Annotated in this window: 29 protein-coding genes; 6 read left to right on the forward strand and 23 right to left on the reverse strand. The window is 65.2% G+C overall.

The genetic code is table 11. The features are described 5' to 3' along the window. Nucleotides 1-23: 23 nt before the first annotated feature. Nucleotides 24-515 (forward strand): GNAT family N-acetyltransferase, encoded by a 492-nt coding sequence (locus BO996_RS00945; RefSeq protein ID WP_013800251.1) that lies wholly within the window; start codon nt 24-26, stop codon nt 513-515. A 111-nt stretch (nt 516-626) separates the two neighbouring features. Here BO996_RS00945 and BO996_RS00950 read toward each other — a convergent pair whose 3' ends face one another. From BO996_RS00950 to BO996_RS01050, 21 genes are all read right to left on the reverse strand, one after another. Next, entirely contained in the window at nt 627-1,133 is a 507-nt protein-coding gene (locus tag BO996_RS00950) for a peroxiredoxin (protein ID WP_013800250.1), read from the reverse strand. Between the two features lie 118 nt (nt 1,134-1,251). Next, the gene (gene rpsQ, locus BO996_RS00955; protein WP_012202338.1) at nt 1,252-1,521 is read right to left on the reverse strand and encodes a 30S ribosomal protein S17; all 270 of its coding nucleotides are present in this window, start codon (nt 1,519-1,521) and stop codon (nt 1,252-1,254) included. 13 nt (nt 1,522-1,534) lie between these two features. Continuing rightward, a complete protein-coding gene (rpmC, locus tag BO996_RS00960; protein ID WP_012202337.1) occupies nt 1,535-1,732 on the reverse strand; it encodes a 50S ribosomal protein L29 in 198 nt (65 codons plus the stop codon). A 10-nt stretch (nt 1,733-1,742) separates the two neighbouring features. Then, nucleotides 1,743-2,159 (reverse strand): 50S ribosomal protein L16, encoded by a 417-nt coding sequence (rplP, locus tag BO996_RS00965; protein ID WP_012202336.1) that lies wholly within the window; start codon nt 2,157-2,159, stop codon nt 1,743-1,745. Between the two features lie 2 nt (nt 2,160-2,161). After that, nucleotides 2,162-3,034 carry a 30S ribosomal protein S3 gene (gene rpsC / locus BO996_RS00970; protein ID WP_012202335.1) on the reverse strand — a complete coding sequence of 291 codons (873 nt, stop codon included), beginning with the start codon at nt 3,032-3,034 and terminating at the stop codon, nt 2,162-2,164. Between the two features lie 16 nt (nt 3,035-3,050). Continuing rightward, nucleotides 3,051-3,383, reverse strand: a complete 333-nt coding sequence (gene rplV / locus BO996_RS00975) for a 50S ribosomal protein L22 (RefSeq protein WP_012202334.1) — start codon at nt 3,381-3,383, stop codon at nt 3,051-3,053. 10 nt (nt 3,384-3,393) lie between these two features. Further along, complete coding sequence (gene rpsS, locus BO996_RS00980) at nt 3,394-3,669, reverse strand: 30S ribosomal protein S19 (protein ID WP_012202333.1); 276 nt, start codon at nt 3,667-3,669, stop codon at nt 3,394-3,396. A 10-nt stretch (nt 3,670-3,679) separates the two neighbouring features. Then, nucleotides 3,680-4,504, reverse strand: a complete 825-nt coding sequence (rplB, locus tag BO996_RS00985; RefSeq protein ID WP_012202332.1) for a 50S ribosomal protein L2 — start codon at nt 4,502-4,504, stop codon at nt 3,680-3,682. 2 nt (nt 4,505-4,506) lie between these two features. Beyond that, nucleotides 4,507-4,821: a 50S ribosomal protein L23 gene (rplW, locus tag BO996_RS00990; RefSeq protein ID WP_012202331.1), complete on the reverse strand. Its 315-nt coding sequence runs from the start codon at nt 4,819-4,821 to the stop codon at nt 4,507-4,509. Next, entirely contained in the window at nt 4,818-5,438 is a 621-nt protein-coding gene (gene rplD, locus BO996_RS00995; RefSeq protein WP_012202330.1) for a 50S ribosomal protein L4, read from the reverse strand. The genes rplW and rplD overlap by 4 nt, the downstream gene beginning before the upstream one ends. Beyond that, nucleotides 5,438-6,112 carry a 50S ribosomal protein L3 gene (gene rplC / locus BO996_RS01000; RefSeq protein WP_012202329.1) on the reverse strand — a complete coding sequence of 225 codons (675 nt, stop codon included), beginning with the start codon at nt 6,110-6,112 and terminating at the stop codon, nt 5,438-5,440. The genes rplD and rplC overlap by 1 nt, the downstream gene beginning before the upstream one ends. 210 nt (nt 6,113-6,322) lie before the next feature. Further along, the gene (rpsJ, locus tag BO996_RS01005; RefSeq protein WP_003059431.1) at nt 6,323-6,634 is read right to left on the reverse strand and encodes a 30S ribosomal protein S10; all 312 of its coding nucleotides are present in this window, start codon (nt 6,632-6,634) and stop codon (nt 6,323-6,325) included. A 24-nt stretch (nt 6,635-6,658) separates the two neighbouring features. After that, nucleotides 6,659-7,849 (reverse strand): elongation factor Tu, encoded by a 1,191-nt coding sequence (gene tuf / locus BO996_RS01010; protein WP_013800249.1) that lies wholly within the window; start codon nt 7,847-7,849, stop codon nt 6,659-6,661. 174 nt (nt 7,850-8,023) lie between these two features. After that, nucleotides 8,024-10,132: an elongation factor G gene (gene fusA, locus BO996_RS01015; protein WP_013800248.1), complete on the reverse strand. Its 2,109-nt coding sequence runs from the start codon at nt 10,130-10,132 to the stop codon at nt 8,024-8,026. 148 nt (nt 10,133-10,280) lie between these two features. Beyond that, entirely contained in the window at nt 10,281-10,754 is a 474-nt protein-coding gene (gene rpsG, locus BO996_RS01020; RefSeq protein WP_012202326.1) for a 30S ribosomal protein S7, read from the reverse strand. A 160-nt stretch (nt 10,755-10,914) separates the two neighbouring features. Continuing rightward, nucleotides 10,915-11,292, reverse strand: a complete 378-nt coding sequence (gene rpsL, locus BO996_RS01025; protein WP_012202325.1) for a 30S ribosomal protein S12 — start codon at nt 11,290-11,292, stop codon at nt 10,915-10,917. Nucleotides 11,293-11,449: 157 nt separating this feature from the next. Continuing rightward, nucleotides 11,450-12,619 (reverse strand): D-alanyl-D-alanine carboxypeptidase family protein, encoded by a 1,170-nt coding sequence (locus BO996_RS01030; RefSeq protein WP_013800247.1) that lies wholly within the window; start codon nt 12,617-12,619, stop codon nt 11,450-11,452. Nucleotides 12,620-12,711: 92 nt separating this feature from the next. Continuing rightward, a complete protein-coding gene (locus BO996_RS01035) occupies nt 12,712-13,347 on the reverse strand; it encodes an alpha/beta hydrolase (RefSeq protein ID WP_071953785.1) in 636 nt (211 codons plus the stop codon). 80 nt (nt 13,348-13,427) lie between these two features. Further along, on the reverse strand, nt 13,428-13,802 hold the full coding sequence (locus tag BO996_RS01040) for a (2Fe-2S) ferredoxin domain-containing protein (RefSeq protein ID WP_071953786.1): 375 nt from the start codon (nt 13,800-13,802) through the stop codon (nt 13,428-13,430). Between the two features lie 10 nt (nt 13,803-13,812). Continuing rightward, nucleotides 13,813-14,940 (reverse strand): VanZ family protein, encoded by a 1,128-nt coding sequence (locus BO996_RS01045; RefSeq protein ID WP_071953787.1) that lies wholly within the window; start codon nt 14,938-14,940, stop codon nt 13,813-13,815. A gap of 31 nt (nt 14,941-14,971) precedes the next feature. Next, nucleotides 14,972-15,400, reverse strand: coding sequence for a CopD family protein (locus BO996_RS01050; protein ID WP_013800243.1), 429 nt, complete (start codon nt 15,398-15,400; stop codon nt 14,972-14,974). A 123-nt stretch (nt 15,401-15,523) separates the two neighbouring features. Here BO996_RS01050 and hemB point away from each other — a divergent pair, with 123 nt between their 5' ends. Then, the gene (gene hemB / locus BO996_RS01055; protein ID WP_013800242.1) at nt 15,524-16,531 is read left to right on the forward strand and encodes a porphobilinogen synthase; all 1,008 of its coding nucleotides are present in this window, start codon (nt 15,524-15,526) and stop codon (nt 16,529-16,531) included. 4 nt (nt 16,532-16,535) lie between these two features. Next, entirely contained in the window at nt 16,536-17,738 is a 1,203-nt protein-coding gene (locus tag BO996_RS01060) for a magnesium transporter CorA family protein (RefSeq protein ID WP_013800241.1), read from the forward strand. Here BO996_RS01060 and BO996_RS01065 read toward each other — a convergent pair. Then, on the reverse strand, nt 17,735-19,693 hold the full coding sequence (locus tag BO996_RS01065; RefSeq protein ID WP_071953788.1) for a sensor histidine kinase: 1,959 nt from the start codon (nt 19,691-19,693) through the stop codon (nt 17,735-17,737). The genes BO996_RS01060 and BO996_RS01065 overlap by 4 nt on opposite strands. 19 nt (nt 19,694-19,712) lie before the next feature. Further along, entirely contained in the window at nt 19,713-20,450 is a 738-nt protein-coding gene (locus BO996_RS01070; RefSeq protein ID WP_013800239.1) for a response regulator transcription factor, read from the reverse strand. Between the two features lie 209 nt (nt 20,451-20,659). On the opposite strand from BO996_RS01070, the gene BO996_RS29545 reads away from it, so the two are divergent. From BO996_RS29545 to BO996_RS01080, 3 genes are read left to right on the forward strand one after another with little or no spacing between them, the layout of a single operon-like run. Then, nucleotides 20,660-21,373 (forward strand): hypothetical protein, encoded by a 714-nt coding sequence (locus tag BO996_RS29545; RefSeq protein ID WP_232240444.1) that lies wholly within the window; start codon nt 20,660-20,662, stop codon nt 21,371-21,373. Further along, a complete protein-coding gene (locus BO996_RS29915; RefSeq protein WP_269667643.1) occupies nt 21,370-23,277 on the forward strand; it encodes an Ig-like domain-containing protein in 1,908 nt (635 codons plus the stop codon). Before BO996_RS29545 ends, BO996_RS29915 begins: the two co-directional genes overlap by 4 nt. Further along, the gene (locus BO996_RS01080) at nt 23,274-23,918 is read left to right on the forward strand and encodes a molybdopterin-dependent oxidoreductase (protein ID WP_071953789.1); all 645 of its coding nucleotides are present in this window, start codon (nt 23,274-23,276) and stop codon (nt 23,916-23,918) included. Before BO996_RS29915 ends, BO996_RS01080 begins: the two co-directional genes overlap by 4 nt. The last annotated feature ends 75 nt before the right edge of the window (nt 23,919-23,993 follow it).

The following is a 23,993-nucleotide window of genomic DNA, read 5'->3' on the forward strand; positions in this document are numbered from 1 at the left end:
TCCGTCGTTTTAGCCAAGTGCCCGTGGACAAGCCTGCTGTCGCCTTGCTGGCGCCGAATCCCCTGGAAGACATGGACGAAGTCCGCCAGATCTTCCAGGAGTACGCCGCAAGCCTGGATGTCGATCTGCAATTTCAAGATTTCGAGGCCGAGATCGCCGATCTGCCTGGCGACTACGCATCGCCGCGCGGCCACATCCTGCTGGCCAAGGTCGATGGCGCCGTGGCCGGCTGCTGCGCCTTGCGCCCGCTGGACAACTGCGATTACGCCAACGCCGCCGAGATGAAGCGCCTGTTCGTGCGCAAGGCCTTTCGCGGTTTCGGCCTGGGCCGCCAGCTCGCCGAAGCCATGCTCGATGTGGCGCGCCAGGCCGGCTATGACCATGTGCTGCTGGACACGCTGGACGACATGGAGTCGGCACGCGCCCTCTACACAGATCTGGGCTTCGAGGAAATCCCGCCCTACTATCACAACCCCATCGCAGGGGCGCATTACCTCAAGGCCGATATCTTCTAGGCCCGGCTGAGGCAGCCCCCTGAAACACAAAAAGGCATTGCACCTGGGTGCAATGCCTTTTTTCGCAAAAGCGCGGTGCCCAGGCCCGGCAGGCCTGCAGCACGATCAGGATCAGGCCTTGGCCTGGCCCAGCAGGGTGGCAGCGTCGCTGACTTCGAACTTGCCAGGGCCTTCCACGTTCAGCGTGGCGACCTTGCCGTCCTTGACCAGCATGGAGTAGCGGTTGCTGCGCAGGCCCAGGCCCTTGCCGTTCAGGTCCAGCGTCAGGCCGGTGGCCTTGGCGAAGGCGGCATCGCCGTCGGCCAGCATGCGCACCTTGCCGTCGGTCTTCTGGTCACGGGCCCACGCGCCCATCACGAAGGCGTCGTTGACCGACAGGCACCAGATCTCGTCCACGCCGGCAGCCTTGAAGGCTTCGGCCTGCTCCACGAAGCCGGGCACATGCTTGGCCGAGCAGGTGGGAGTGAATGCGCCGGGCACGGCGAAGACCGCGATGGTCTTGCCGGCAGCGGCTTCGGGCAGCTTCACGGGGTTGGGGCCGATGCTGCAGCCATTGCCTTCGACTTCCACGTATTCCATCAGGGTGGCAGCGGGCAGGGCATCTCCGACTTTGATCATCTCTATCTCCTTTGTAGTGCAAAACCGGGGGCTGCCGAAATGGCGGTCCCCAAACGAAAAAACGACCCACATTGTGGGTCGTTTCCTGTGGCCTTGCAGCCGGTGGGCCTGTGTAGGCTTACACCAGAGCAGCCTTTTGCACCAAGCGGGTAGCAACCCAGTTCTTGGTCTTGGACAGCGGGCGGCTTTCCGTGATTTCAACCACGTCGCCCAGCTTGTATTCACCTTGCTCGTCGTGAGCGTGGTACTTGCTGGACTTGATCATGATCTTGTCATAGATCGGGTGCTTGACGCGGCGTTCAACCATGACCGTCACGGTCTTGGCACGCTTGTCGCTGACCACCTTGCCAATCAAGGTGCGCTTGAGGGATTTTTTAGCTTCCGTCATGTCGGCTTCCTGATTACTTGGCAGCTTGCTTTTCAGCAAGGATGGTCTTGGCGCGGGCGATGTCACGGCGCGTGGTACGCAGCGTGTTCGTGTTACCCAGCTGTTGCGTAGCCTTTTGCATACGCAGGCCAAAGTGAGCCTTTTGCAGGGACTTCACTTCGGCTTCCAGGCCGGCAACGTCTTTTTGGCGGAGTTCAGCAGCTTTCGTCATGTTGTTCTCCTTAGGCACCAATTTGACGGGACACGAAGGTCGTACGCAGCGGCAGCTTTGCAGCGGCCAGGCGGAACGCTTCACGAGCCAGCTCTTCAGGGACGCCCACGATTTCGTAGAGCACCTTGCCGGGCTGGATTTCGGCCACGTAGTACTCGGGGTTGCCCTTACCGTTACCCATACGCACTTCTGCGGGCTTGGTAGAGATTGGCTTGTCCGGGAACACGCGGATCCAGATACGACCGCCACGCTTGACGTGACGCGAGATCGCGCGGCGAGCCGCTTCGATCTGACGCGCCGTCAAGCGACCACGGTCAGTGGACTTCAGGCCGAAGTCACCGAAAGCAACGGAGTTACCACGCGTTGCGATACCGGTGTTGCGACCCTTTTGCTCCTTGCGGTATTTGCGGCGAGCAGGTTGCAGCATCTTTATTCTCCTTTACCGTCCGCTGCTGTAGCGGGCGCGTCAGTCTTGCGAACGCGCTTAACGGAATCAGCGCCAGCGCCGGCGGGCTTATCGCTGCCGTCAGCAGGTGCTGCGTTAGCGCCTGCGGGGCGGCGGGCACCACGGCCAGCACCGTCACGACGACCATCGCCGCGACCATCACGGCGGGGGCCGCGAGGACGACGTTCTTCTTCGGGGCGGGGGGTCTCGGCTGCCGGCAGGTCGTTACGACCCAGCGTGTCACCCTTGTAGACCCAGACCTTCACACCGATCACACCGTAGGTCGTCTTGGCTTCGGAGAAGCCATAGTCGATGTCGGCGCGCAGTGTGTGAAGTGGCACACGGCCTTCGCGATACCACTCGCAACGTGCAATTTCGATACCGTTCAGACGGCCCGAAGACATGATCTTGATGCCTTGGGCACCCAGACGCATGGCGTTTTGCATTGCACGCTTCATGGCGCGGCGGAACATGATGCGCTTTTCGAGCTGCTGGCAGATCGAATCGGCGATCAGCTTGGCATCGATTTCAGGCTTGCGCACTTCTTCGATGTTCACAGCCACGGGCACGCCCAGACGGGTTGCGAGTTCCTTCTTCAGGTTCTCGATGTCCTCGCCCTTCTTGCCGATCACGACACCAGGACGTGCCGAGAAGATCGTGATGCGGGCGTTCTTTGCAGGACGCTCGATCAGGATGCGCGACACGGCGGCATTCTTCAGCTTGGCCTTCAGGAACTCGCGCACCTTGATGTCTTCGGCCAGCATGCCGGCGAAGTCACGGTTGCTTGCGTACCAACGGCTGGCCCAGTTGCGGCTAACAGCCAGGCGGAAGCCGGTAGGATGGATTTTCTGTCCCATATTCTTCCCAGGCCTTTCAGTTGCCAACCGTCACGTACACGTGGCACGTGGGCTTGCTGATGCGATTGCCGCGGCCCTTTGCACGCGCGGTGAAGCGCTTGAGCGTGGTGCCTTGTTCGACGAAGATGGTCTTGACCTTCAGTTCGTCGATGTCGGCGCCGTCGTTGTGCTCGGCGTTGGCGATGGCGGACTCGAGCACCTTCTTGATGATCACGGCAGCTTTTTTCTGCGTGAACGTCAGGATGTTCAGGGCTTGGTCCACTTTCTTGCCGCGGATCAGGTCCGCGACCAGGCGACCCTTGTCCACAGACAGGCGGACGCCACGGAGAACAGCACGTGTTTCAGACATGTTCTATTCCTTACTTCTTGGCTTTTTTGTCCGCCGGGTGACCCTTGAAGGTACGGGTCAGCGCGAATTCGCCGAGCTTGTGGCCGACCATCTGGTCAGTCACATACACGGGCACGTGCTGCTTGCCGTTGTGCACGGCGATGGTCAGACCGATGAACTCGGGCAGAACCATGGAGCGACGCGACCAGGTCTTGACGGGCTTCTTGTCCTTGGTGGCGACGGCCTTTTCGGCCTTTGCCAGCAAGTGATGGTCAACAAACGGACCCTTTTTAAGAGAACGAGTCATTTGCTACCCTTTACTTCTTGCGACGCGACACAATCATCGACTGCGTGCGCTTGTTGTTACGGGTACGGTAGCCCTTCGTCAGGTTGCCCCATGGGTCAACAGCGTGACGACCTTCACCGGTCTTGCCTTCACCGCCACCGTGCGGGTGATCGACAGGGTTCATCACCACGCCGCGAACGGTCGGGCGAATACCCATCCAACGCTTCACACCGGCCTTGCCCAGACGGCGCAGGCTGTGTTCTTCGTTGGCGACTTCACCGATGGTTGCGCGGCATTCGATGTGCACCTTGCGCACTTCGCCGGAACGCATACGCACTTGGGCGTAGATGCCTTCACGGGCCAGCAGCGTAGCCGACGTACCTGCCGAACGGGCGATCTGCGCGCCAGCGCCGATCTTCAGTTCGATGCAGTGGATGGTCGAACCCACGGGGATGTTGCGGATCGGCAGGGTGTTGCCCACGCGGATCGGGGCTTCCGAACCGCTGACGATCGTTGCGCCGACTTCCAGGTTGCGCGGAGCAATGATGTAGCGACGCTCGCCGTCGGCATAGCACACCAGAGCGATGTGGGCCGTACGGTTGGGGTCGTACTCAATGCGCTCGACCTTGGCGGGGATGCCGTCCTTGGTGCGCTTGAAGTCCACCACGCGATAGTGGTGCTTGTGGCCACCGCCCTTGTGACGGGTGGTGATGTGACCGTTGTTGTTACGGCCCGACTTCTGGTGCTGAGGCTCCAGCAGGGGGGCGAAACCTGCACCCTTGTGCAGATGGTCACGCGTGACCTTGACCGTGCCGCGTTGGCCGGGGGTCGTCGGTTTGAGCTTGATAACAGCCATGATTACGCAGCCTCCCCGGACAGGTTCAGCTCTTGACCGGGCTTGAGCATCACGTAGGCCTTGCGAACGTGGTCGCGGCGGCCAGTGGTCTTGCCAAAGCGCTTGGTCTTGCCCTTGATGTTCACCACGGAGACACCAGCAACTTCCACCTTGAACATCAGTTCCACGGCGGCCTTGATTTCATGCTTGGTGGCGCTCTGCAGCACCTTGAACGTCACGGCGTTGGACTTCTCGGCAACCATGGTGGCCTTTTCGGACACGATGGGAGCAACCAACACCTGCATCAGACGACCTTCGTCAAACTTGAGCGTGCTCATTCGAACATCTCCTTGAGTTTGTCGATCGCACCCTTGGTGACGAGCACTTTCTTGTAGTGCACCAGCGACACGGGGTCGGCGTAGCGCGGCTCGACCACGAACACGTTCTTCAGATTGCGGGAAGCCAGGTACAGGTTCTCGTCGACTTCTTCAGCGATCACCATGACCGATTCCAGGTTCATGGCCTTGAACTTGTCGGCCAGCACCTTGGTCTTGGGGCTTTCGAGCTTGAGCGAGTCCACCACGGCCAGACGGCCTTCGCGGGCCAGCTGCGACAGGATGGCAACCATACCGGCGCGGTACATCTTCTTGTTGATCTTCTGCGTGAAGTTTTCTTCAGGCAGATTCGGGAAGATGCGGCCGCCGCCACGCCACAGAGGCGAGGAAGACATACCGGCACGAGCACGGCCGGTGCCCTTTTGCTTGAACGGCTTGGCAGTCGTGTGACGAACCTGCTCGCGGTCCTTCTGAGCGCGAGTGCCCTGACGTGCGTTGGCACGGTAGGCGATCACGATCTGGTGGACGAGGTCTTCGTTGAATTCACGACCGAAAACAGTCTCGGGCGCATCGAACTTGGATGCGGCCTGGCCTTGTTCATTCAGGAGTTCGAGCTGCATTAGTTCGCTCCCTTGGAAGCTTTGGCCTTGATGGCGGGGCGCACCGTCACGAAGCCACCCTTGGAGCCCGGAACAGCGCCCTTGATCAAGAGCAGTTGGCGTGCTTCGTCAATGCGAACCACGTCGAGATTTTGGGTGGTGATGGTTTCATCGCCCATGTGACCGGTCATCTTCTTGCCCGGGAACACGCGACCTGGATCCTGGGCCATCGAGATGGAACCGGGAACATTGTGCGAACGGCTGTTGCCGTGCGAGGCGCGCTGCGAGCGGAAGTTGTGACGCTTGATGGTGCCGGCGAAGCCCTTACCGATGGAAGTGCCTTGCACGTCCACCTTCTGGCCCACCGAGAACAGCTCGGCGACGGGCAGGACGGAGCCTGCGGCGTACTTGCCAGCGGTTTCTTCGGTCACGCGGAATTCACCCATCACTTCACCGGCTTCGACACCTGCCTTGGCAAGGTGGCCGGCTTCTGGCTTGGTCACGCGAGATGCCTTGCGCGAACCGAAAGTGACCTGCAGGGCCACGTAGCCATCGTTCTCTTGGGTTTTGACCTGAGTCACACGGTTGTTGGACACATCCACCACCGTGACGGGCACTGCGTCCCCGTCATCGGTGAACAGACGCATCATGCCCACCTTGCGACCCAGCAACCCGAGGGAGTTGCTCAGACTCATTTGTTTGCTCCAAAACTTTCGCCGCTGAAACTGCAATTGGCCCAGCGTTGCGCTCCCGCCCCAGATGTCCAAGGCCTTGCGCACGAAAGAAGGTTGATAAAACTTCGCTCAAGAAAGGCGAAGCCCCAAATTTTAACGCGAACTGCCTTTTCAAGCAAGTTCGCGTTAAATCAAAGCCCTTCAACAGCCCCGCAAGGGGCCGTGAAGTTCTTATTGCAGCTTGATCTCGACGTCCACGCCTGCGGGCAGGTCCAGCTTCATCAGAGCGTCAACCGTCTTGTCAGTCGGGTCAACGATGTCCATCAGGCGCTGGTGAGTGCGGATTTCGAACTGGTCGCGGCTGGTCTTGTTGACGTGCGGCGAGCGCAGGATGTCGAAACGCTTCATGCGTGTCGGCAGGGGCACGGGGCCCTTGACGATCGCGCCGGTGCGCTTGGCAGTGTCAACGATTTCAGCAGCCGACTGGTCGATCAGCTTGTAGTCAAACGCCTTCAGGCGGATGCGGATTTTTTGCTTGGACATTGTGTATTCCTAGTTTTCCAAGAATTACGCAATGATCTTTGCAACCACGCCAGCGCCCACGGTACGGCCACCTTCGCGGATAGCGAAGCGCAGACCTTCTTCCATGGCGATGGGGGCGATCAGCTTGACGGTGATCGACACGTTATCGCCAGGCATCACCATTTCCTTGTCGGCGGGCAGCTCGATGGAGCCGGTCACGTCGGTCGTACGGAAATAGAACTGGGGACGGTAGTTGTTGAAGAACGGAGTGTGGCGACCACCTTCGTCCTTGGACAGCACGTACACCTCAGCCGTGAAGTGGGTGTGGGGCTTGATGGAGCCGGGCTTGCACAGCACTTGGCCGCGTTCCACGTCTTCACGCTTGGTGCCGCGCAGCAGCAGACCCACGTTGTCGCCAGCTTGACCTTGGTCCAGCAGCTTGCGGAACATTTCCACGCCGGTGACGATGGTCTTCTGGGTGTCGCGGATACCGACGATTTCGATTTCTTCGCCGACCTTGATGATGCCGCGCTCGATACGGCCAGTCACCACGGTGCCACGGCCAGAGATCGAGAACACGTCTTCCACGGGCATTGCGAAGGCACCGTCCACAGCGCGCTCGGGCGTGGGGATGTAGGAGTCCAGTGCTTCAGCCAGGCGCAGGATGGCAGGTTCGCCCTTGTCGGACTGGTCGCCTTCCAGGGCCAGCTTGGCCGAGCCACGGATGATGGGGGTGTCGTCGCCGGGGAAGTCGTACTTGGCAAGCAGCTCGCGCACTTCCATTTCGACCAGTTCCAGCAGCTCTTCGTCGTCCACCATGTCGCACTTGTTCAGGAACACGATGATGTAGGGCACGCCCACCTGACGGGCCAGCAGGATGTGCTCGCGGGTCTGGGGCATGGGGCCGTCAGCGGCCGAGCACACCAGGATGGCGCCGTCCATTTGAGCAGCGCCGGTGATCATGTTCTTGACGTAGTCGGCGTGGCCGGGGCAGTCAACGTGAGCGTAGTGGCGACCGGCCGTTTCGTACTCGACGTGGGCGGTGTTGATCGTGATGCCGCGAGCCTTTTCTTCAGGTGCTGCGTCGATCTGGTCGTAAGCCTTGGCTTCGCCGCCGAACTTCTTGGACAGAACGGTAGCGATAGCAGCCGTCAGGGTTGTCTTGCCGTGGTCCACGTGACCGATGGTGCCAACGTTGACGTGCGGCTTGTTCCGCTGGAATTTTTCTTTTGCCATGATTTCTCCGAAAGAGCAAAACCTGTGTGATGTTTAAGGTCTGCACCCCATTGCTTGGTCGCCCCGCACAGGTGACAGGGCGGCATGGGATCGCAGACCGGCAAAAACCGCAGCACCCCGGCGCCAAAACGCCTGGGTGCTGCGATTCAAAAGCCTTCAATTATACAAAAAAGCTTACTTCGAGCGAGCAGCAACGATGGCTTCAGCCACGTTACGGGGAGCTTCAGAGTAGTGCTTGAACTCCATCGTGTACGTAGCGCGGCCTTGCGTCTGCGAGCGCAGCGACGTGGCGTAGCCGAACATTTCCGACAGAGGCACTTCAGCCTTGATGGACTTGCCGCCGCCGGCCATGTCGTCCATGCCCTGCACCATGCCGCGACGCGAGGACAGATCGCCCATCACGGTACCGGCGTAGTCTTCGGGCGTCTCGACTTCCACAGCCATCATGGGTTCCAGGATGACGGGGCTGGCCTTGCGGGCAGCTTCCTTGAAACCGAAGATGGCGGCCATCTTGAACGCCATTTCGTTCGAGTCCACATCGTGGTACGAACCGAAGGTCAGCGTGACCTTCACGTCCACGACGGGGTAGCCAGCCAGCACGCCGGAAGTCAGCGCTTCGATCACGCCCTTCTCGACTGCGGGGATGTATTCGCGAGGAACCACACCGCCCTTGATGGCGTCGACGAACTCGAAGCCCTTACCGGGTTCCTGGGGTTCGACCGTGAACACCACGTGGCCGTACTGGCCCTTACCACCGGACTGGCGAACGAACTTGCCGTCCACGTCCACAACCTTCTGGCGAATGGTTTCGCGGTAGGCAACCTGGGGCTTGCCCACGTTGGCTTCCACGTTGAATTCGCGCTTCATGCGGTCAACGATGATTTCCAGGTGCAGCTCGCCCATGCCGGCGATGATGGTCTGGCCCGATTCTTCGTCGGTACGCACGCGGAACGACGGATCTTCGGCAGCCAGGCGCGACAGGGCGATGCCCATCTTTTCCTGGTCGGCCTTGGACTTGGGCTCCACGGCCTGTGCAATCACGGGCTCGGGGAAGACCATGCGTTCCAGCACGATGGGGGCGTCCACGGAGCACAGCGTTTCGCCGGTCGTCACGTCCTTCAGGCCCACGCAGGCAGCGATGTCGCCGGCGCGGATTTCTTCGACTTCCACGCGCTCGTTGGCCATCATCTGCACGATACGGCCGATGCGTTCCTTCTTGCCCTTGACCGAGTTGAACACGGTGTCGCCCTTGGTCAGGACGCCCGAGTACACACGCACGAAGGTCAGCTGACCGACGAACGGGTCGGTCATCAGCTTGAAGGCCAGTGCCGCAAACTTTTCACCGTCGTCGGCCTTGCGGCTGAGCTTGGTTTCTTCGTTTTCGGGATCGGTACCGGTGACGTCAGGGATGTCCACAGGCGCCGGCAGGTAGTCGATCACGGCGTCCAGCATGCGCTGCACACCCTTGTTCTTGAAAGCGGTACCGCACAGCATGGGCTGGATTTCGGTAGCCAGCGTACGAGCGCGCAGGCCGGCCTTCACGTCTTCTTCGGACAGAGTACCTTCTTCCAGGTACTTGTTCATCAGCTCTTCGCTGGCTTCAGCGGCGGCTTCCACGAGGTTCTCACGCCACTTGTTGGCGGTCTCCACCAGCTCGGCGGGGATCTCGTGGTATTCGAACTTCATGCCTTGCGAGGCTTCGTCCCAGATGATGGCCTTCATCTTGACGAGGTCGACCACGCCCTTGAAGTTGTCTTCGGCGCCGATCGGGATCACGACGGGCACGGGGTTGGCCTTCAGGCGCAGCTTCATCTGGTCAACGACCTTGAAGAAGTTGGCGCCGGTACGGTCCATCTTGTTCACGAAGGCCAGACGGGGCACCTTGTACTTGTTGGCTTGGCGCCACACGGTTTCCGACTGGGGCTGCACGCCGCCCACGGCGCAGTACACCATGCAGGCGCCGTCCAGCACGCGCATGGAACGCTCCACCTCAATGGTGAAGTCCACGTGGCCGGGGGTGTCGATGATGTTGAAACGGTGTTCGGGGTAGGACAGGTCCATGCCCTTCCAGAAGCAGGTCACTGCAGCGGAAGTGATGGTGATGCCGCGCTCTTGCTCTTGCTCCATCCAGTCGGTCGTAGCAGCGCCGTCGTGCACTTCGCCCAGCTTGTGGGTCACACCGGTATAGAACAGGATACGTTCAGTGGTGGTGGTTTTGCCTGCGTCGATGTGGGCGGAGATACCGATGTTGCGGTAGCGCTCGATGGGGGTCTTGCGAGCCATGATGGATCCTTGATCGTATGGAGGGAGTCTCTGCCCGTTCCAGCCTCATGGTGCAGACGGACAGCAGTCTTATCTGGGGATGCTCCTAATCGAGACAAGGCCGCAGGCAAAAATGCATGCGGCCTGTCTGATCGGGAGCGAAGTGCTCTTAGAAGCGGAAGTGGCTGAATGCCTTGTTGGCTTCGGCCATGCGGTGAACTTCGTCACGGCGCTTCATGGCGCCGCCACGGCCTTCGGTGGCCTCGAGCAGCTCGTTGGCCAGGCGCTGGGCCATGGACTTCTCGCCGCGCTTGCGGGCGGCTTCCTTCAGCCAACGCATGGACAGAGCCAGGCGACGCACGGGGCGCACTTCGACGGGCACTTGGTAGTTGGCACCGCCAACACGGCGGGACTTCACTTCGACCATGGGCTTGACGTTGTTGATGGCAACAACGAAGGCTTCCAGCGGGTCTTTGTCAGGGTGCTTCTTTTGAATCAGGTCCAGGGCACCGTAGATGATGCGTTCTGCGACCGCCTTCTTGCCGCCTTCCATGATCACGTTCATGAACTTGGACAGCTCGACATTGCCGAACTTGGGATCCGGCAGGATTTCACGTTTGGGGACTTCGCGACGACGTGGCATTTTTTACCTCTATCTTGCTTCAGTTGGCATCTTTTCAGACACCGCGAGAGTCAACAGGACTCCCACTTACTCGACCCGCGCAAAACACTTGCGTTTGGGGTCACTACGCTGAATCTCGCGCCACGCGGGATACAGCACCTTCCTCGAAAAAACGCAGGGCTTACTTGGCCTTGGGCTTCTTCGCGCCGTACTTGGAACGGGATTGCTTGCGGTCCTTGACGCCTTGCAGGTCAAGGGAGCCACGCACGATGTGGTAACGCACACCGGGCAAGTCCTTCACACGGCCGCCGCGCACCAGAACAACGCTGTGCTCTTGCAGGTTGTGGCCTTCACCACCGATGTAGGAGATGACCTCGAAGCCGTTGGTCAGGCGCACCTTGGCAACCTTACGCAGAGCGGAGTTAGGCTTCTTAGGCGTCGTGGTGTACACACGGGTGCACACGCCGCGGCGCTGAGGGCAGTTTTCCATAGCAGGGCTCTTGGATTTGACAACTTCGACCGTGCGGCCCTGACGCACGAGTTGGTTAATGGTTGGCATTAATAAACGTCCCTAAACGTGAATTGCTTGCGAAAAGCGAAAACGTGAATCCCTTCGGAAATTCCGAAAAGCCCTCGACTGTACCAGCTTGCGGGAGATCGCACAACTGCACCCTCTCCAAGCCAGTACGCGAGGGCCTGCGCGACAGGCGCGGGGCTTACTTGATCCAGAGGCGGATCGCATCCCAGGCACGGCCGAAGAAGCCCGCCTGCTCCACGCCTTCCAGCGCCACCAGCGGCACTTCGGCCACGGTGTCGGCACCCATCTTGACCTTGAGCGTGCCCATGGCCTGGCCCTTGGTGAACGGGGCGATCAGCGGGTCCTGGCGCACGACTTCGGTGCTCAGCTTGCCGCCGCTGCCGGCCGGCACGGTGACCACGATGGGCGTGGTGCGGCCGATCTTGACGGTGTTCGCCTTGCCCTTCCAGACTTCGGGCGTGGCCACGGCCTGCTCGGCATCGAACAGCTTGACCGAATCGAAGGCCGCATAGCCCCAGTTCAGCAGCTTCTGGCTTTCATTGGCACGCGCGTTCTCGCTGGCCGCGCCCAGCACGATGGAGATCAGGCGGCGGCTGCCCACGTTGGGCAGATCGCGCTTGGCGGTGGCCACCAGGCAGTAGCCGGCGGCGGCCGTGTGGCCGGTCTTGAGGCCATCGACGGTCGGGTCGCGGAACAGCAGCGAGTTGCGGTTGGTGCCGTTGGAGGCCGGCGTGCCCGGATAGAAGTACTTCTTGGTCGAGTAGTAGTGCATGTACTCGGGGAAGTCCTGCATCAGGCGCTGGGCGAGGATGGACAGGTCGCGTGCCGTGGTCAGGTGACCGGGCTCGGTCAGGCCTTCGGGGTTCTTGTAGCTGGTGTTCTTCATGCCCAGCGCCTTGGCCTGCTCGTTCATGAGCCGCACGAAGTTCTCGGCCGAGCCGCCCACGCCTTCGGCCAGGGCCATGGTGGCGTCGTTGCCGGACTGCACGATCATGCCCTTCACCAGGTCATCGACCGGCACCTGCATCTTGGGGTCGATGAACATGCGCGAGCCGGGCATCTTCCAGGCGCGCTCGCTCACGGGCAGGCGCTGCTCCAGCGTGATCTTCTTGGCGCGCAGCGCGTCGAAGACCAGGTAGCCGGTCATCAGCTTGGTCAGCGAGGCCTGCTCGATGGGCGCATCGATGTCCTTGGCGCCCAGCACCTGGTTGGCGGTGACATCGACCAGCAGATAGTTGCGCGCCGCGATTTCGGGCGGCTGGGGCGGGGTGATCTGCGCCAGCGCCAGGGCCGGCGCCATGGCGGCCGCCAGTGCCAGGACTCGCAGCGTGGAGGAAAGTGGCTTCATGAGGAAAACTCTCGCTAAAGGGCAGGGAATGCAGGAAAGGCGAAAACATGCCCGCCCGATGGGGCAGGCCTGTTGAGCAGCGGCGCGGGCCGCTAGGGGAGTGAGCGCAAATGGCGGACCACGAGGCTTTTGAGCAGCGGCAATTGTCCGTGAAAGAAATGACCGCCCCCGGGCACGACGGTAACAGGCAGTATCTGCGGGCGCGCCCAGTCCATGACGGCAGACAGCGGCACCGTGTCATCGGCTTCGCCGTGCACCACCAGGGTCCGGTCATGGGCTTCGGGCGGGACAGGCGCCACGGTGAAACGGCTGGCCGCCGTTCCCACCAGCACCGCCTTTTCCACCCGGCCCTCGTTCCAGAGCTCCGCCAGCACATGGCTGGTGACGAAGGCTCCGAAGGAGAAGCCGGCCAGCGCGATCGGTCCTTCGGGGGCGACCTGGCGGACCACGGACAGCATGTCCTGGGCCTCGCCGACGCCTGCGTCGTGCTCGCCGGCACTGGCGCCCACGCCGCGGAAGTTGAATCGCACGGCCGTGTAGCCGCACTGCACGAAGGCACGCGCCAGGGTCTGCACCACCTTGTTGTCCATGGTGCCGCCGAACAGCGGATGGGGGTGGGCGATGATGGCCACGCCGCGCGGCGGTGCATCGGCGGCCGGCGCATCGCGCAGGGCCTCCACGGCCCCGGCAAGGCCGGTCAAGGTCAAACGTTCGGTCTGCGCATTCACAATCGCTATCCTAGTAGTAGCAGCCAATCCAAGCTGACAAAGCACTGATGCCCGGAAAGGCCCAAAGTTCCAGCCGGTGCTCAGCGGCCCACGTCGGGCGGCAGCAGCAGGCGCTCCACGGGCTGGCCGTTCTTGAGGTGGGACTCGACGATCTCGTCGATGTCGGACTCGTCCACGAAGGTGTACCAGGTGCCTTCGGGGTAGACCACGGCCACGGGACCGCCCGCGCAGCGGTCCAGGCAGCCGGCCTTGTTCACGCGCACCTGGCACTTGCCGGCCAGGCCCAGCTGCTTGACCTGCTTCTTGCAGTGGTCAAAGCCCGCCTTGGCGCCGTGCAGCGCACAGCAGTCCTCGCCGTTGGGCCTCTCGTTGAGGCAAAAGAAGATGTGGCGCGCATAGTAGTTGCCTGCGCCTTGCTGGCCGCTGTCGGCCCCGGGACGTGGGTGTTCGCTCATGGAGCGGATTCTAGGCCTGCGGCACTGCAGGCGCCGGGGGCGGTGCCGCATCGCGGCGCGCCAGCCTGAGCAGCACATAGACCAGGGTCGCATAGGGCCACAGCCAGCCCAGCCACTGGCCCAGCCCGTAGAAGCGGATGAAGCGGCCCTGCTCCCAGGCCTGCAGCGTTTCCGAGAAATAGGCGCTGGTGGGCGCCTGGTTCAGGATGCTCAATTGCAGCACCAGCACCAGCAGCAAGAGGGCCGCACAGGCCCGGCGCGGCAGCGGCATGGCCACCATGGCCAGGCCCAGGCCACCCCACACGCCCATGCGCACCGGCAGGTCCACCCACTCCCAGGCATGGGCCGGCCCCCAGCTCAGCGCAGCCGACAGTGCCGAGACACCGATGCCGATCACCACCGCAGAGCCCGCCAGCATGGCGCGCCGGCCCATGTGGCGCATCACGCAGTAGGCCAGCAGACAGGGCACCCACAGGCCCAGCATCACGCACAGCATCTCGGTCACGGGCGACAGCGGCGTCAGGGCCGACTCGCGCAGCGGCAGCCACATGAGGAAGGGCGTGCCTTCGAGCAGATCCAGCAGCCCCTGCTCCAGCCGCTCCAGCACCTGGCCCAGGCCAAAGGGCACGGCGGCGGGAAAGAGCAGCGCCCAGGGCCACAGCGCCAGCAGAACCATGGCGCCGCCGCCGTCCTCGCCCAGCCAGTGGGTGCGAAAGGCGCTCCAGCGCGCCAGCGCGCCCAGCCGCTCCAGCAGCAGCGCCACCAGCGCCCCCAGCAGGGTGCCGCCCGCATTGAGCACCAGGTCCAGGTTGGAGGGAACGCGCCGCGGCAGGTAGATCTGCAGGAACTCCATGCCCAGCGACAGCAGCGTGCCTGCCAGCGCTGCCAGCGGCACGGCCGCGCGCGGGCTGCCGCTGCGCACCAGGGCCAGCGCCAGGAAAAAGCCCAGCGGCGCGTAGCCGACGATATTGATGTTGATGTCGAACCAGGTCCAGTACGGCGGCGGGATCTTTGCCGTCAGGAAGACCAGCGGGTCAATGCCCTGGGCACGCCAGCCATCGAAAGGAAACAGGCTGGCGAAAACGATGAGCACCGCATAGACCAGTGCCAGCGGCCAGGCCGAAGTCTTTTGCACCACGCCCTGCCTCCCTCTTCGTTGGATCGGTTTCTCAGAAAGGTTTGACGACCACCAGGATGACGATGGCCACCAGCAGCAGCACCGGCACCTCGTTGAAGAAGCGGAACCAGCGGTGGCTGTGCTGGTCCCGGTTGTCGATCAGCTTGCGCAGCAGGCGCGCGCAGGCGTGGTGGTAGCCGATGACCAGCAGCACGCCGGCCAGCTTGGCATGCATCCAGCCGTTGCCCGGCCCCTTGCCGATGCCGTAGCCCAGGTACAGCCACAGGCCCAGGCCCAGTGCGGGCACGGCCAGCAGCGTGGTGAAGCGCAGCAGCTTGCGTGCCATCAGCAGCAGGCGCTCGCGCTCGGCCACCGAGCCGGGCGTGACCATGGCCACGTTGACGAAGATGCGAGGCAGATAGAACAGGCCCGCGAACCAGCTTGCCACGAAAACGATATGAAAGGCTTTGACCCACAGCATGCGGGCAGTGTACGTGCGTACAGGGGTGCGCCAGGCTGCGCAGGCGCAAAAGCCGAGTCCCGCGTGCCGGCGTCGTCGCAAGGGTTGCGGGGCCTGCGGCGGGAATGGGGCACAATTTTCGGCATGCATCTGTCCAGCCCCACCCCCTTCCCGCACAACCGCCCCCGCCGCCTGCGCCGCGACGCCTTCACGCGCAATCTGGTGCGCGAGAACGTGCTCACGGCCCATGACTTCATCTACCCCGTGTTCGTGCACGAAGGCACGAACCAGCGCGAGGCCGTGCCCTCCATGCCCGGCGTGGACCGCCTGAGCCTGGACCTGCTGCTGCCCGTGGCCGAGCAGTGCGTGCAGCTGGAGATCCCGTTCCTGGCGCTGTTCCCCGCCATCGAGACCTCGCTGAAGACGCCCGACGGCAAGGAGGCACTCAACCCCGACGGCCTGATCCCGCGCGTGGTGCGTGCGCTCAAGAAGGAATTCCCGCAACTGGGCGTGATGACCGACGTGGCCCTGGACCCCTACACCAGCCACGGCCAGGACGGCATCCTGGATGAGTCCGGCTACATCATCAACGACGAGACCGTGCAGGTCCTGGTGGGCCAGGCCCTGAACCATGCCGAGGCCGGCGTGGACATGGTGGCGCCCAGCGACATGATGGACGGCCGCATCGGCGCCATCCGCGAGGCGCTGGAGGCCCACGGCCACATCCACACCCGCATCATGGCCTACAGCGCCAAGTACGCCAGCGCCTTCTACGGACCGTTTCGCGATGCCGTGGGCACGCGCGGCGCGCTGGGCAAGGCCGACAAGAACGTCTACCAGATGGACCCCGCCAACACCGACGAGGCCCTGCGCGAAGTCGCCCAGGACCTGGCCGAAGGCGCCGACATGGTCATGGTCAAGCCCGGCATGCCGTACCTGGACGTGGTGCGCCGCGTCAAGGACGAGTTCGGCGTGCCCACCTTCGCCTACCAGGTCAGCGGCGAGTACGCCATGCTCAAGGCCGCCGCCGCCAACGGCTGGCTGGACCATGACCAGGTGATGATGGAATCGCTGCTGGCCTTCAAGCGCGCGGGTGCCGACGGCATCCTGACCTACTTCGCCATCGACGCCGCGCGCAAGCTGCGCGGCTGAGCGCATGCAGCCGGTGACGCCGCCCGCGGGAGCCGCTCCCGCCGCCAGGAACATGCGCATCTTCCACCTGCAGCCGGGCGGCGCCACCGAACTGGCCGCCCTGCCCGACCAGGCGCCCGCGCAGGGATTCGTCTGGATCTCCTGCACCCGCGCCACCTTGCAGGAGCGGCTGGCCGAGGTGCAGCGCACGCTGCAGCTGCTGTCGGGCCAGCAGCTGGTGGACCTGCATGTCTCGGACCTGCTCAACGCCCAGCTGCCCTCGCGCTACGACTACACCTCGCAGTACGACCTGCTGGTCTTTCGCCGCCTGGCCAGCGGGCAGGCACGTGCCGCCCCGCAGGCCGGCACGGCCTCTTCGCCTGCGGCGCAGGCGCTGCCCCCCTCACCTCCCGTGCGCCGCACAGGCCCGCCCGTGCTGCGCAACATCGACACCAGTCCCGTGGGCTTTGCCATGTTCGATCAGGTGCTGCTGTCCGTGCACCCCGACGACTGCACCGTGCGCGACGCCTATGCCGCGCGGCTGCTGGCCGCCGTGCCCAATGACCCCCGCGAGGGACGGCTGAATCCCACCTCCGGCACGCGGCTGCCTGCCAGCCCGCCCGACCTCATGCTGCGCGTGGTCAACCTCATCGTGGACGGCTTCCTGGACCTGCGCCGCGAACTGTCGCGCCAGCTAGACCATTGGCAGACCGAGCTGCTGCGCCCGCGCACGCGCTTTGCCAACTGGAGCGCCCTGCTGGACGCACGCCTGGCCCTGCACGAGCTGGACGAGGTCTGCGAAGACCAGCGCGCCGCCGTGCAGGACTGGACGGACGCGCTGGAGACATGGGCGCCGCCTGAAGATGCGGCGGCGCTGCGCGAGCTGGACCTGCTCAAGGTGCGCAGCCGCGACGTGCTGGAACACATAGAGCGCGTGGTCCACCACGTGCGGCGGCTGGAGCAAAGCACCGAGACCGTGGTGCAGATGCATTTTTCGGTGCAGAGCAACCGCACCAACGACATCATGCGCACGCTCACCGCGCTGACGGCCGTCTTCCTGCCGCTGAACCTGATTGCCGGCATCTTCGGCATGAATTTCGAATTCATCCCCCTGGTGCACAAGCAGGACGGCTTCTGGTGGGCCATGGGCTCGATGACGACGATTGCCGTGGGCCTGACCGTGTTCTTCTGGCGCAAGCGCTACATGGCGCGCACGGCGCAGGACTAGGGCCCCGCCCGCTCCAGCGGCATCCACAGCGTGAAGCGATTGCCGCCGGCCAGCGGCGCCCAGTCCAGCCGCGCCTGCAGCGCCAGCGCGCGCGTGCGCATGTTCACCAGTCCCTTGCGGCCCTCGGTGGGTGCCTGGGCGCGGTCGAAGGGGTGGCCGTCGTCCTCCACCAGCACCTGCACGCCGGCCCGGCCTTGCAGCTGGGCCTGGGCCGTGCGCACCGTGATCTCGCGCGCGCCGCTGTGCTTGATGATGTTGGTCAGCACCTCCTGCAGGATGCGCAGCACATGCAGGGCGGCCTGCGCGTCCAGCCAGGGCAGCGCGGGCAGGTCGCTGACCTCCCAGTGCAGCCGCAGCCCCGCCCCCTCCAGGCGCGGCCCCAGCCGGTAGCGCAGCCCGGCCAGCAGCGCCAGCAGGTCGCAGTCCAGCGGCTCCAGCGAATCGATGGACAGCTTCAGGTCATCGATGCACTCCTGCAGCAGCTGCACCAGGTCCACCGTGCCGGCCTGGTTGAACTCCACCACGCGCAGCGCGCTCATCAGCGAGGAGCCCACGCCGTCGTGCATCTCGCGCATCAGGCGCTGGCGCTCCTGCATCAGCGTCTGTTCGCGCTCCACGGCCAGCAGGCGCTCATGGGCCTGGGCCAGCTCGGCCTCCTGGGCCTTGAGCCGTTCCGCCAGATGCAGGTTGGCGTTCTCTGCCACGGCCAGCGCGCCGTTGTAGCGCCGGTAGGCCACCAGCAGGAACAGCGTGAACAGCCCCAGGTACACATAGGGCGTGAGGTAGATGCTCTCTATGCTGATCAGGTAGCTCTGCAGCGCCAGGTCATGGAAGCCGATGGGAAACGACAGCAGCATCCACACCGCCAGCATGGTGCTGCCGCCATCGCGCATGCGCCAGGCGCCCGCCACGGCCATGCACAGCACCAGGATCTCCGGCGGCACCATCAGCAGCCGCAGCAGCGGCAGGATGGTCTCGTGCGCCGGCCCCCACAGCGGCACCGCCACCAGCAGCACCGTGCCCACATAGCCCTGCAGCACCCGGGCCAGCCAGGGCCGGCGCCTGCGCTGCATCAGGCACAGGAAATGGAAGGCCGCCACCGTGGCGCCCATGAGGCCGGCCAGCGTCAGCCAGGAGAACCAGCCGTCCGACAGGGCCAGCCCCTCGCCGTCCACCATGAACTGCAGCGAGCCCAGCAACTGGCACAGCGACATCAGGAAGAACAGCAGGAACACCACATCCCCGCGCCGCCGCTGCAGCGTCCACAGCGCCAGCGCGAACAGGCCCAGCACCAGGTAGGAGCCCGCCGTATAGACCACCAGATCGGCCTGGAGCAGGCTGCGCAGCCGCCAGGACAGGCGCAGCGACTCGGCCGGCCCCGCCCACAGGCTGGACAGCGCCCCGCCCACGCCCTGCTGGCTGGCCATGCGCACATGCACCTGCAGCGGCCTGCCCGGCTGCGCCAGCCCGCCCAGGTCCAGCCACACCGGCCGGTTGAAACTGTTCCACACCCGGCTGCCGCGCGTCTGCCAGGCCAGCGCCCCGTCCACATACACCGCCACCGTGCCCACCGTCTGCCAACGCGGGATATACAGGCGCGCGCCCTGGGGCGTAGGCACCAGGGCTTCAGGCGGCACCACGGCGCGGAACCAGCGCACCTCGGGCGGCGCCGCTGCCAGGTCGCCGCTGCCCGACACGGCCCTGTCGCCCCCATAGGGCAGGCCCACATCGCTCCACGGCGTCGATGCATCCAGCACCGCGTCGTCGGCCGACGCAAGCGCTGCAGGCGGCGCCCAATGCGGGCTGTCCGACCGCCACAGCTGCGCCTGACGCAGTTGCACCGCTTCGCCTGCGGCGGGACCACGCAGCCCGAACGCCCCCGCCAGCAGCATCGCCAGCGCCACCAGTCCCGCCGAAACCAGCAGGACCCTCCCCCGCAGCAGCGGCTGCGTCATCTGCCCACCCTGGCGGCGCTCATTGCCGCCCCTCGGCCAGCCAGCCGCGCTGCAAGGCCACATGCATCATCTGCGTGCGGCTGGACACCTGCAGCTTGCCGTAGATGCGCCGCACGAAGGTGCGCACCGTGTGGCGCGACACGCCCAGCTGGCGCGCCACCTCGTCCAGCGTATGGCCGCGCGCCACCAGGCGCAGCACCTCCAGCTCGCGCGCAGACAGCGCCTGCGCGGCGGCCTGCGGCTCGGCAGGCGGCTGCAGCCCGGCCACCGCCCCGGCCCGCTGCTGGCGCAGCAGCAGCTTGCGCGCCACCATGGGATTGATGGGGCTGCCGCCCGCGTGCAGGCTGCGCACTTCCTCCAGCACCGCGTCGGCGGCCAGGTCCTTGAGCAGATAGCCCATGGCGCCGGCCTCGATGGCGGCCAGCACATGCTGCTCGTCGCCAAAGATGGTGCTGACCATCACCGCCGCCCCGGGGTGGCGGGTGCGCACGGCAGCAATCACCTCCAGGCCGCTGCCGTCGGGCAGGCCCAGGTCCACCAGCATCACGTCCATGGCACCGGCCCCATCGGCCCGGCCGAGCTGGTGCAGGGCCTCCGCGCGGCTGGCTGCCGCCCAGCACAGGACCATGTCCTTCGCGGCATTGATCACGCCCACCAGGGCATGGCGGCAGGCGGCGTCGTCCTCCACCACGGCCACGCGGATGACTGTGGCGCCACCCGTCGCGGCGGCAGAGTAAGGGTCTGTGTGCGTGTCCATGTGGGTGGAGTGCGTGGCGAGGGCCGCATGTTCACATGGAACAAGACCGCTGTCATGTCGCCCGGATAGGCGACATGGGCGGCATGGCGCCCTGCCCCCTCTCATCGGCCATGTAGCCCGAACGGGGGACATACAGAAAGCCGGACACCCCATAGATTTGCCCTCTTCAGCACATCACCGAGATGCTGTGCCTACCGAGGGGGTCCGCCATGTCCATCATCCATCCGTCTGCTGCAGCCGACGTACCACCCATACCCACGCCGAGCCCCCGGGGCCGGACATTGCCGGGCCTGGCGGGCGGGTTGGCACTGGCCCTTGCCGGCGCCGCGGCCCAGGCCGCCACACTCACCGTCACGACCGCCGGCGAGATTGCAGACACCGAGCCGCTGTCTCGTGCGCAATGCTCGCCTGCCGCAGGCGACCGCAACTGCAACACCCTGCGAGACGCCATCAACCATGCCGCCGATGGCGACACCATCGTCTTCGGCGCGGCCCTGGATGGGCAGACCATCTCGCTGACCCGCTTTACCAACTGCCTGGACACCGGGCAGGCCGCCGGCGCCACCTGCCTGCCGCTGGCCAGCTGGCCCGGCTACGTCTCGCAGTTCGGCCCCAGCGCCTTCTTCATCAGCGGCAAGCGCATCACCATCGATGCCACCGCCAATGGCTTGACGCCCCAGGGCGTGAGCGTGCAGCGCCTCGGGACCGCAGGCTTCCGGCTGTTCGACATCGATGCGCAGGGTGGACTGGTCCTGCGCGGCCTGACCCTGGCCGGGGGCAGGCCACAGGCGGCTCCAGCCGCTTTGGCGGCGGCGCGCTGGGTGCGGGCGGTGCCATCTTCAATCGGGGCCAGCTCACCATCGAACGCAGCACGCTCACGCGCAATCACGCACAAGGGGGGCAAGGAGGCCGGCTTTCCTTGAACTCCTTTGCAGGTGCCGGCGTGGGCGAGGATGCGACTTTTTCCCCGGGGGGAGGGCCGAACGCTGGCGGTCCGGACGATGGCGGCCTGGGCGGTGGCAGTGGCAGCGCCAGCGGCAAGAACGGCGGCTTCGGTGGTGGCGGCGGCGGCTCCGGCGGTGGCGGATTTGGCGGTGGTGGTGGCCGTCGTGGCAGCGGTGGCGGCTTCGGCGCCGGCAACGGTGGGGGCGGCGCCTTCGACGCTGGCGGTGGCGCAGGCGGCATGGGAGGGGCCATTTTCAACAACGCAGGCACCTTGACGCTGAACCAGGTCACCCTGGCTGGCAACGGTGCACACGGCGGGCTGGGCAACAGCAGCGGCGGCGGCGCCGGCCTGGGTGGCGCCGTTTTCAACTACAACGGCGTGCTCACCATCCGTTTCTCCACCCTGGCCGGCAATACCGTGCAGGCCAATGGCGACGACAACCCGGCCGCGCAAGGCGGCGCCATCTACAGCCTGGGTGATTCTCAGGCCGCCTGCAGTGCGGGTGGCAACATCAGCTGCACCCGCAGCGGTGCCTCGCTGGAGATGCAGGCCAGCATTGCCCAGGGCAGCGTGTTCGAACCGGCCACCAAACAGCCCGCGGGCAGGGATGTGGTGCTGGACCTGCGCAATGGCGGCACCAGCGATGCCAGCGGCAGCGACAACCTGCTGGGCCTGGCGCAGGCCCTGAACAATGCCGACATCAGCGCCCTGGCCTTCACCACGGGCAACCCGCAGCTCGGCCCCCTGGCCAGCCACGGCGGCCCCACCCAGACCATGTTGAACGGCACCGGCAGCCCGGCACTGGACGGGGTGGCCTGCACGGCCGCACCCGGCACGGACCAGCGCGGCGTGGTCCGCCCCCAGGGTGCGCGGTGCGACATCGGCGCCGTGGAGGCGAACGTCTTCCAGGCGGCATTGACCGTTCTGGCCAGCGGCGCGGGCGGCGTATCGGCGCAGCCCTCCCCGCCTGCGGCCACGGGAGCCGTACAGGACTGCGGCCGCCCAGGCGGCCTGTGCCAGGCCGGCTATGGCTACTTCGAAGGCGCGCCCACCCTGGTGACCCTGGCCGCCACGCCCGACGCTGGCCACGCCTTTGCCGCCTGGGGTGATGCCTGCAGCGGCAGCACGTCCACCTGCAGCGTCACCATCGATGCAGCCAGGAGCGTGCAGGCCAGCTTCACCGCCTTCAGCGTCACGGCAAGCCTGCCCTCCGGCACCTACGGCACGGCCTACAGCCAGCCGCTGGCGCCCGTGCCCGGCGGCGGCGTGGGGCCGTTCAGCTACAGCGTGAGCGGTTTGCCCGCAGGCTTCAGCCAGGCCGCCGGCACGCTCTCGGCTCCAGCCACGCAGGCGGCAGGCAGCTACAGCTTCACGCTGACCGCCACCGATGCCAACGGCGCCACCACCGAACCCGCAGCCGTGACCGTGGTGATCGGCCCGGCCGCCACCAGCGCCCACCTGTCGGCCTCCCCCGCTGCGCCAGGCCATGGCCAGAGCGTGACTTTCAGCGCCCAGGTCACGCTGCCTGCCGGCGCCAGCGGCACGGTGGATTTCTTGAACGGAACCCAGGTGCTGTGCGCCAGCGTTCCGGTGACCGGCGGGCAGGCCAGCTGCAGCGTGCCCCGGCTGCCACCGGGCACGGCCACGGTGCAGGCGCGCTATGTGCCCGGTGATGGCAATACCTCCGGCTCGGACAGCAACACCGTGACCGTCACGGCGGCCCCCGCACCATCTGCGGCACCCATTCCAGCGCTGGGCGCCGGGGGGATTGCGCTGCTGGGCCTGCTGACCGCAGCGGGCGCGGCGTTGTCGCGCAGGATGGGCACTTCACGGAAAATCGGCGCTGGCACATCGCCACGCACCCCCAGGAGTTCCCCATGACCGCATCCGCAAGCCGGAGCCCGCTTTCACGCCGCAGCCTGCTGGCCGCCAGCGCAGCCACCGGCCTGGCCCTGTGCGAAAGCGCCCTGGCCGCCCCCGCCGCCCCCGGGAAAAGCACCGAAGCCGCCGTGCTCACCATCAGCGGCCCCGGCGTGCGCGGCAACCGGGGGCCGCTGGACCCGGTGGCCGACCTGCTGCTGAAAAACCATGGCCTGGCCTTCGACTCGGCCTGGACCACAGGGGCCCATGCGCTGGAGCGCCTGCCCACGGTGGAGATCACGCCCCATATCGAATACGACGGCCAGCCCCACCGGCTGCGCGGCCCGCTGCTGGCCACCGTGCTGCAGGCGGCCGGCGTGGACAGCGCCGCCGCAGCGGCCAAGGGCCAGTGGATCACCCTGCAGGCCATCGACGGCTACCGCGCCCGGCTGCCGCTGGCCCAGGCCCTGCAATGGCGCATGCTGCTGGCCACGCACATGGACGGCCGGCGCCTGGGCCTGGGCGGCCTGGGCCCGCAATGGGCCATGTATGACGCCGACCGCATTGCGGAGCTGGCCGGCAAGCCCCTGAAGGAACGCTTTGCGCAGGCGCCCTGGGGGCTGTACCACATGGGGCTGCACGCGCAGCAGCCGCAGGGCTGAACCTGGCTTCAGAGCGCGGCAGGGCGCGCATTTGGAGTACCATTTCGCGATCCCCTCGGGGGATGCGGGCTTGGC

Origin of the sequence: Delftia sp. HK171 (assembly GCF_001886655.1) — a bacterium.
In the GTDB taxonomy this organism is placed as follows: Bacteria; Pseudomonadota; Gammaproteobacteria; order Burkholderiales; family Burkholderiaceae_C; genus Comamonas; species Comamonas acidovorans.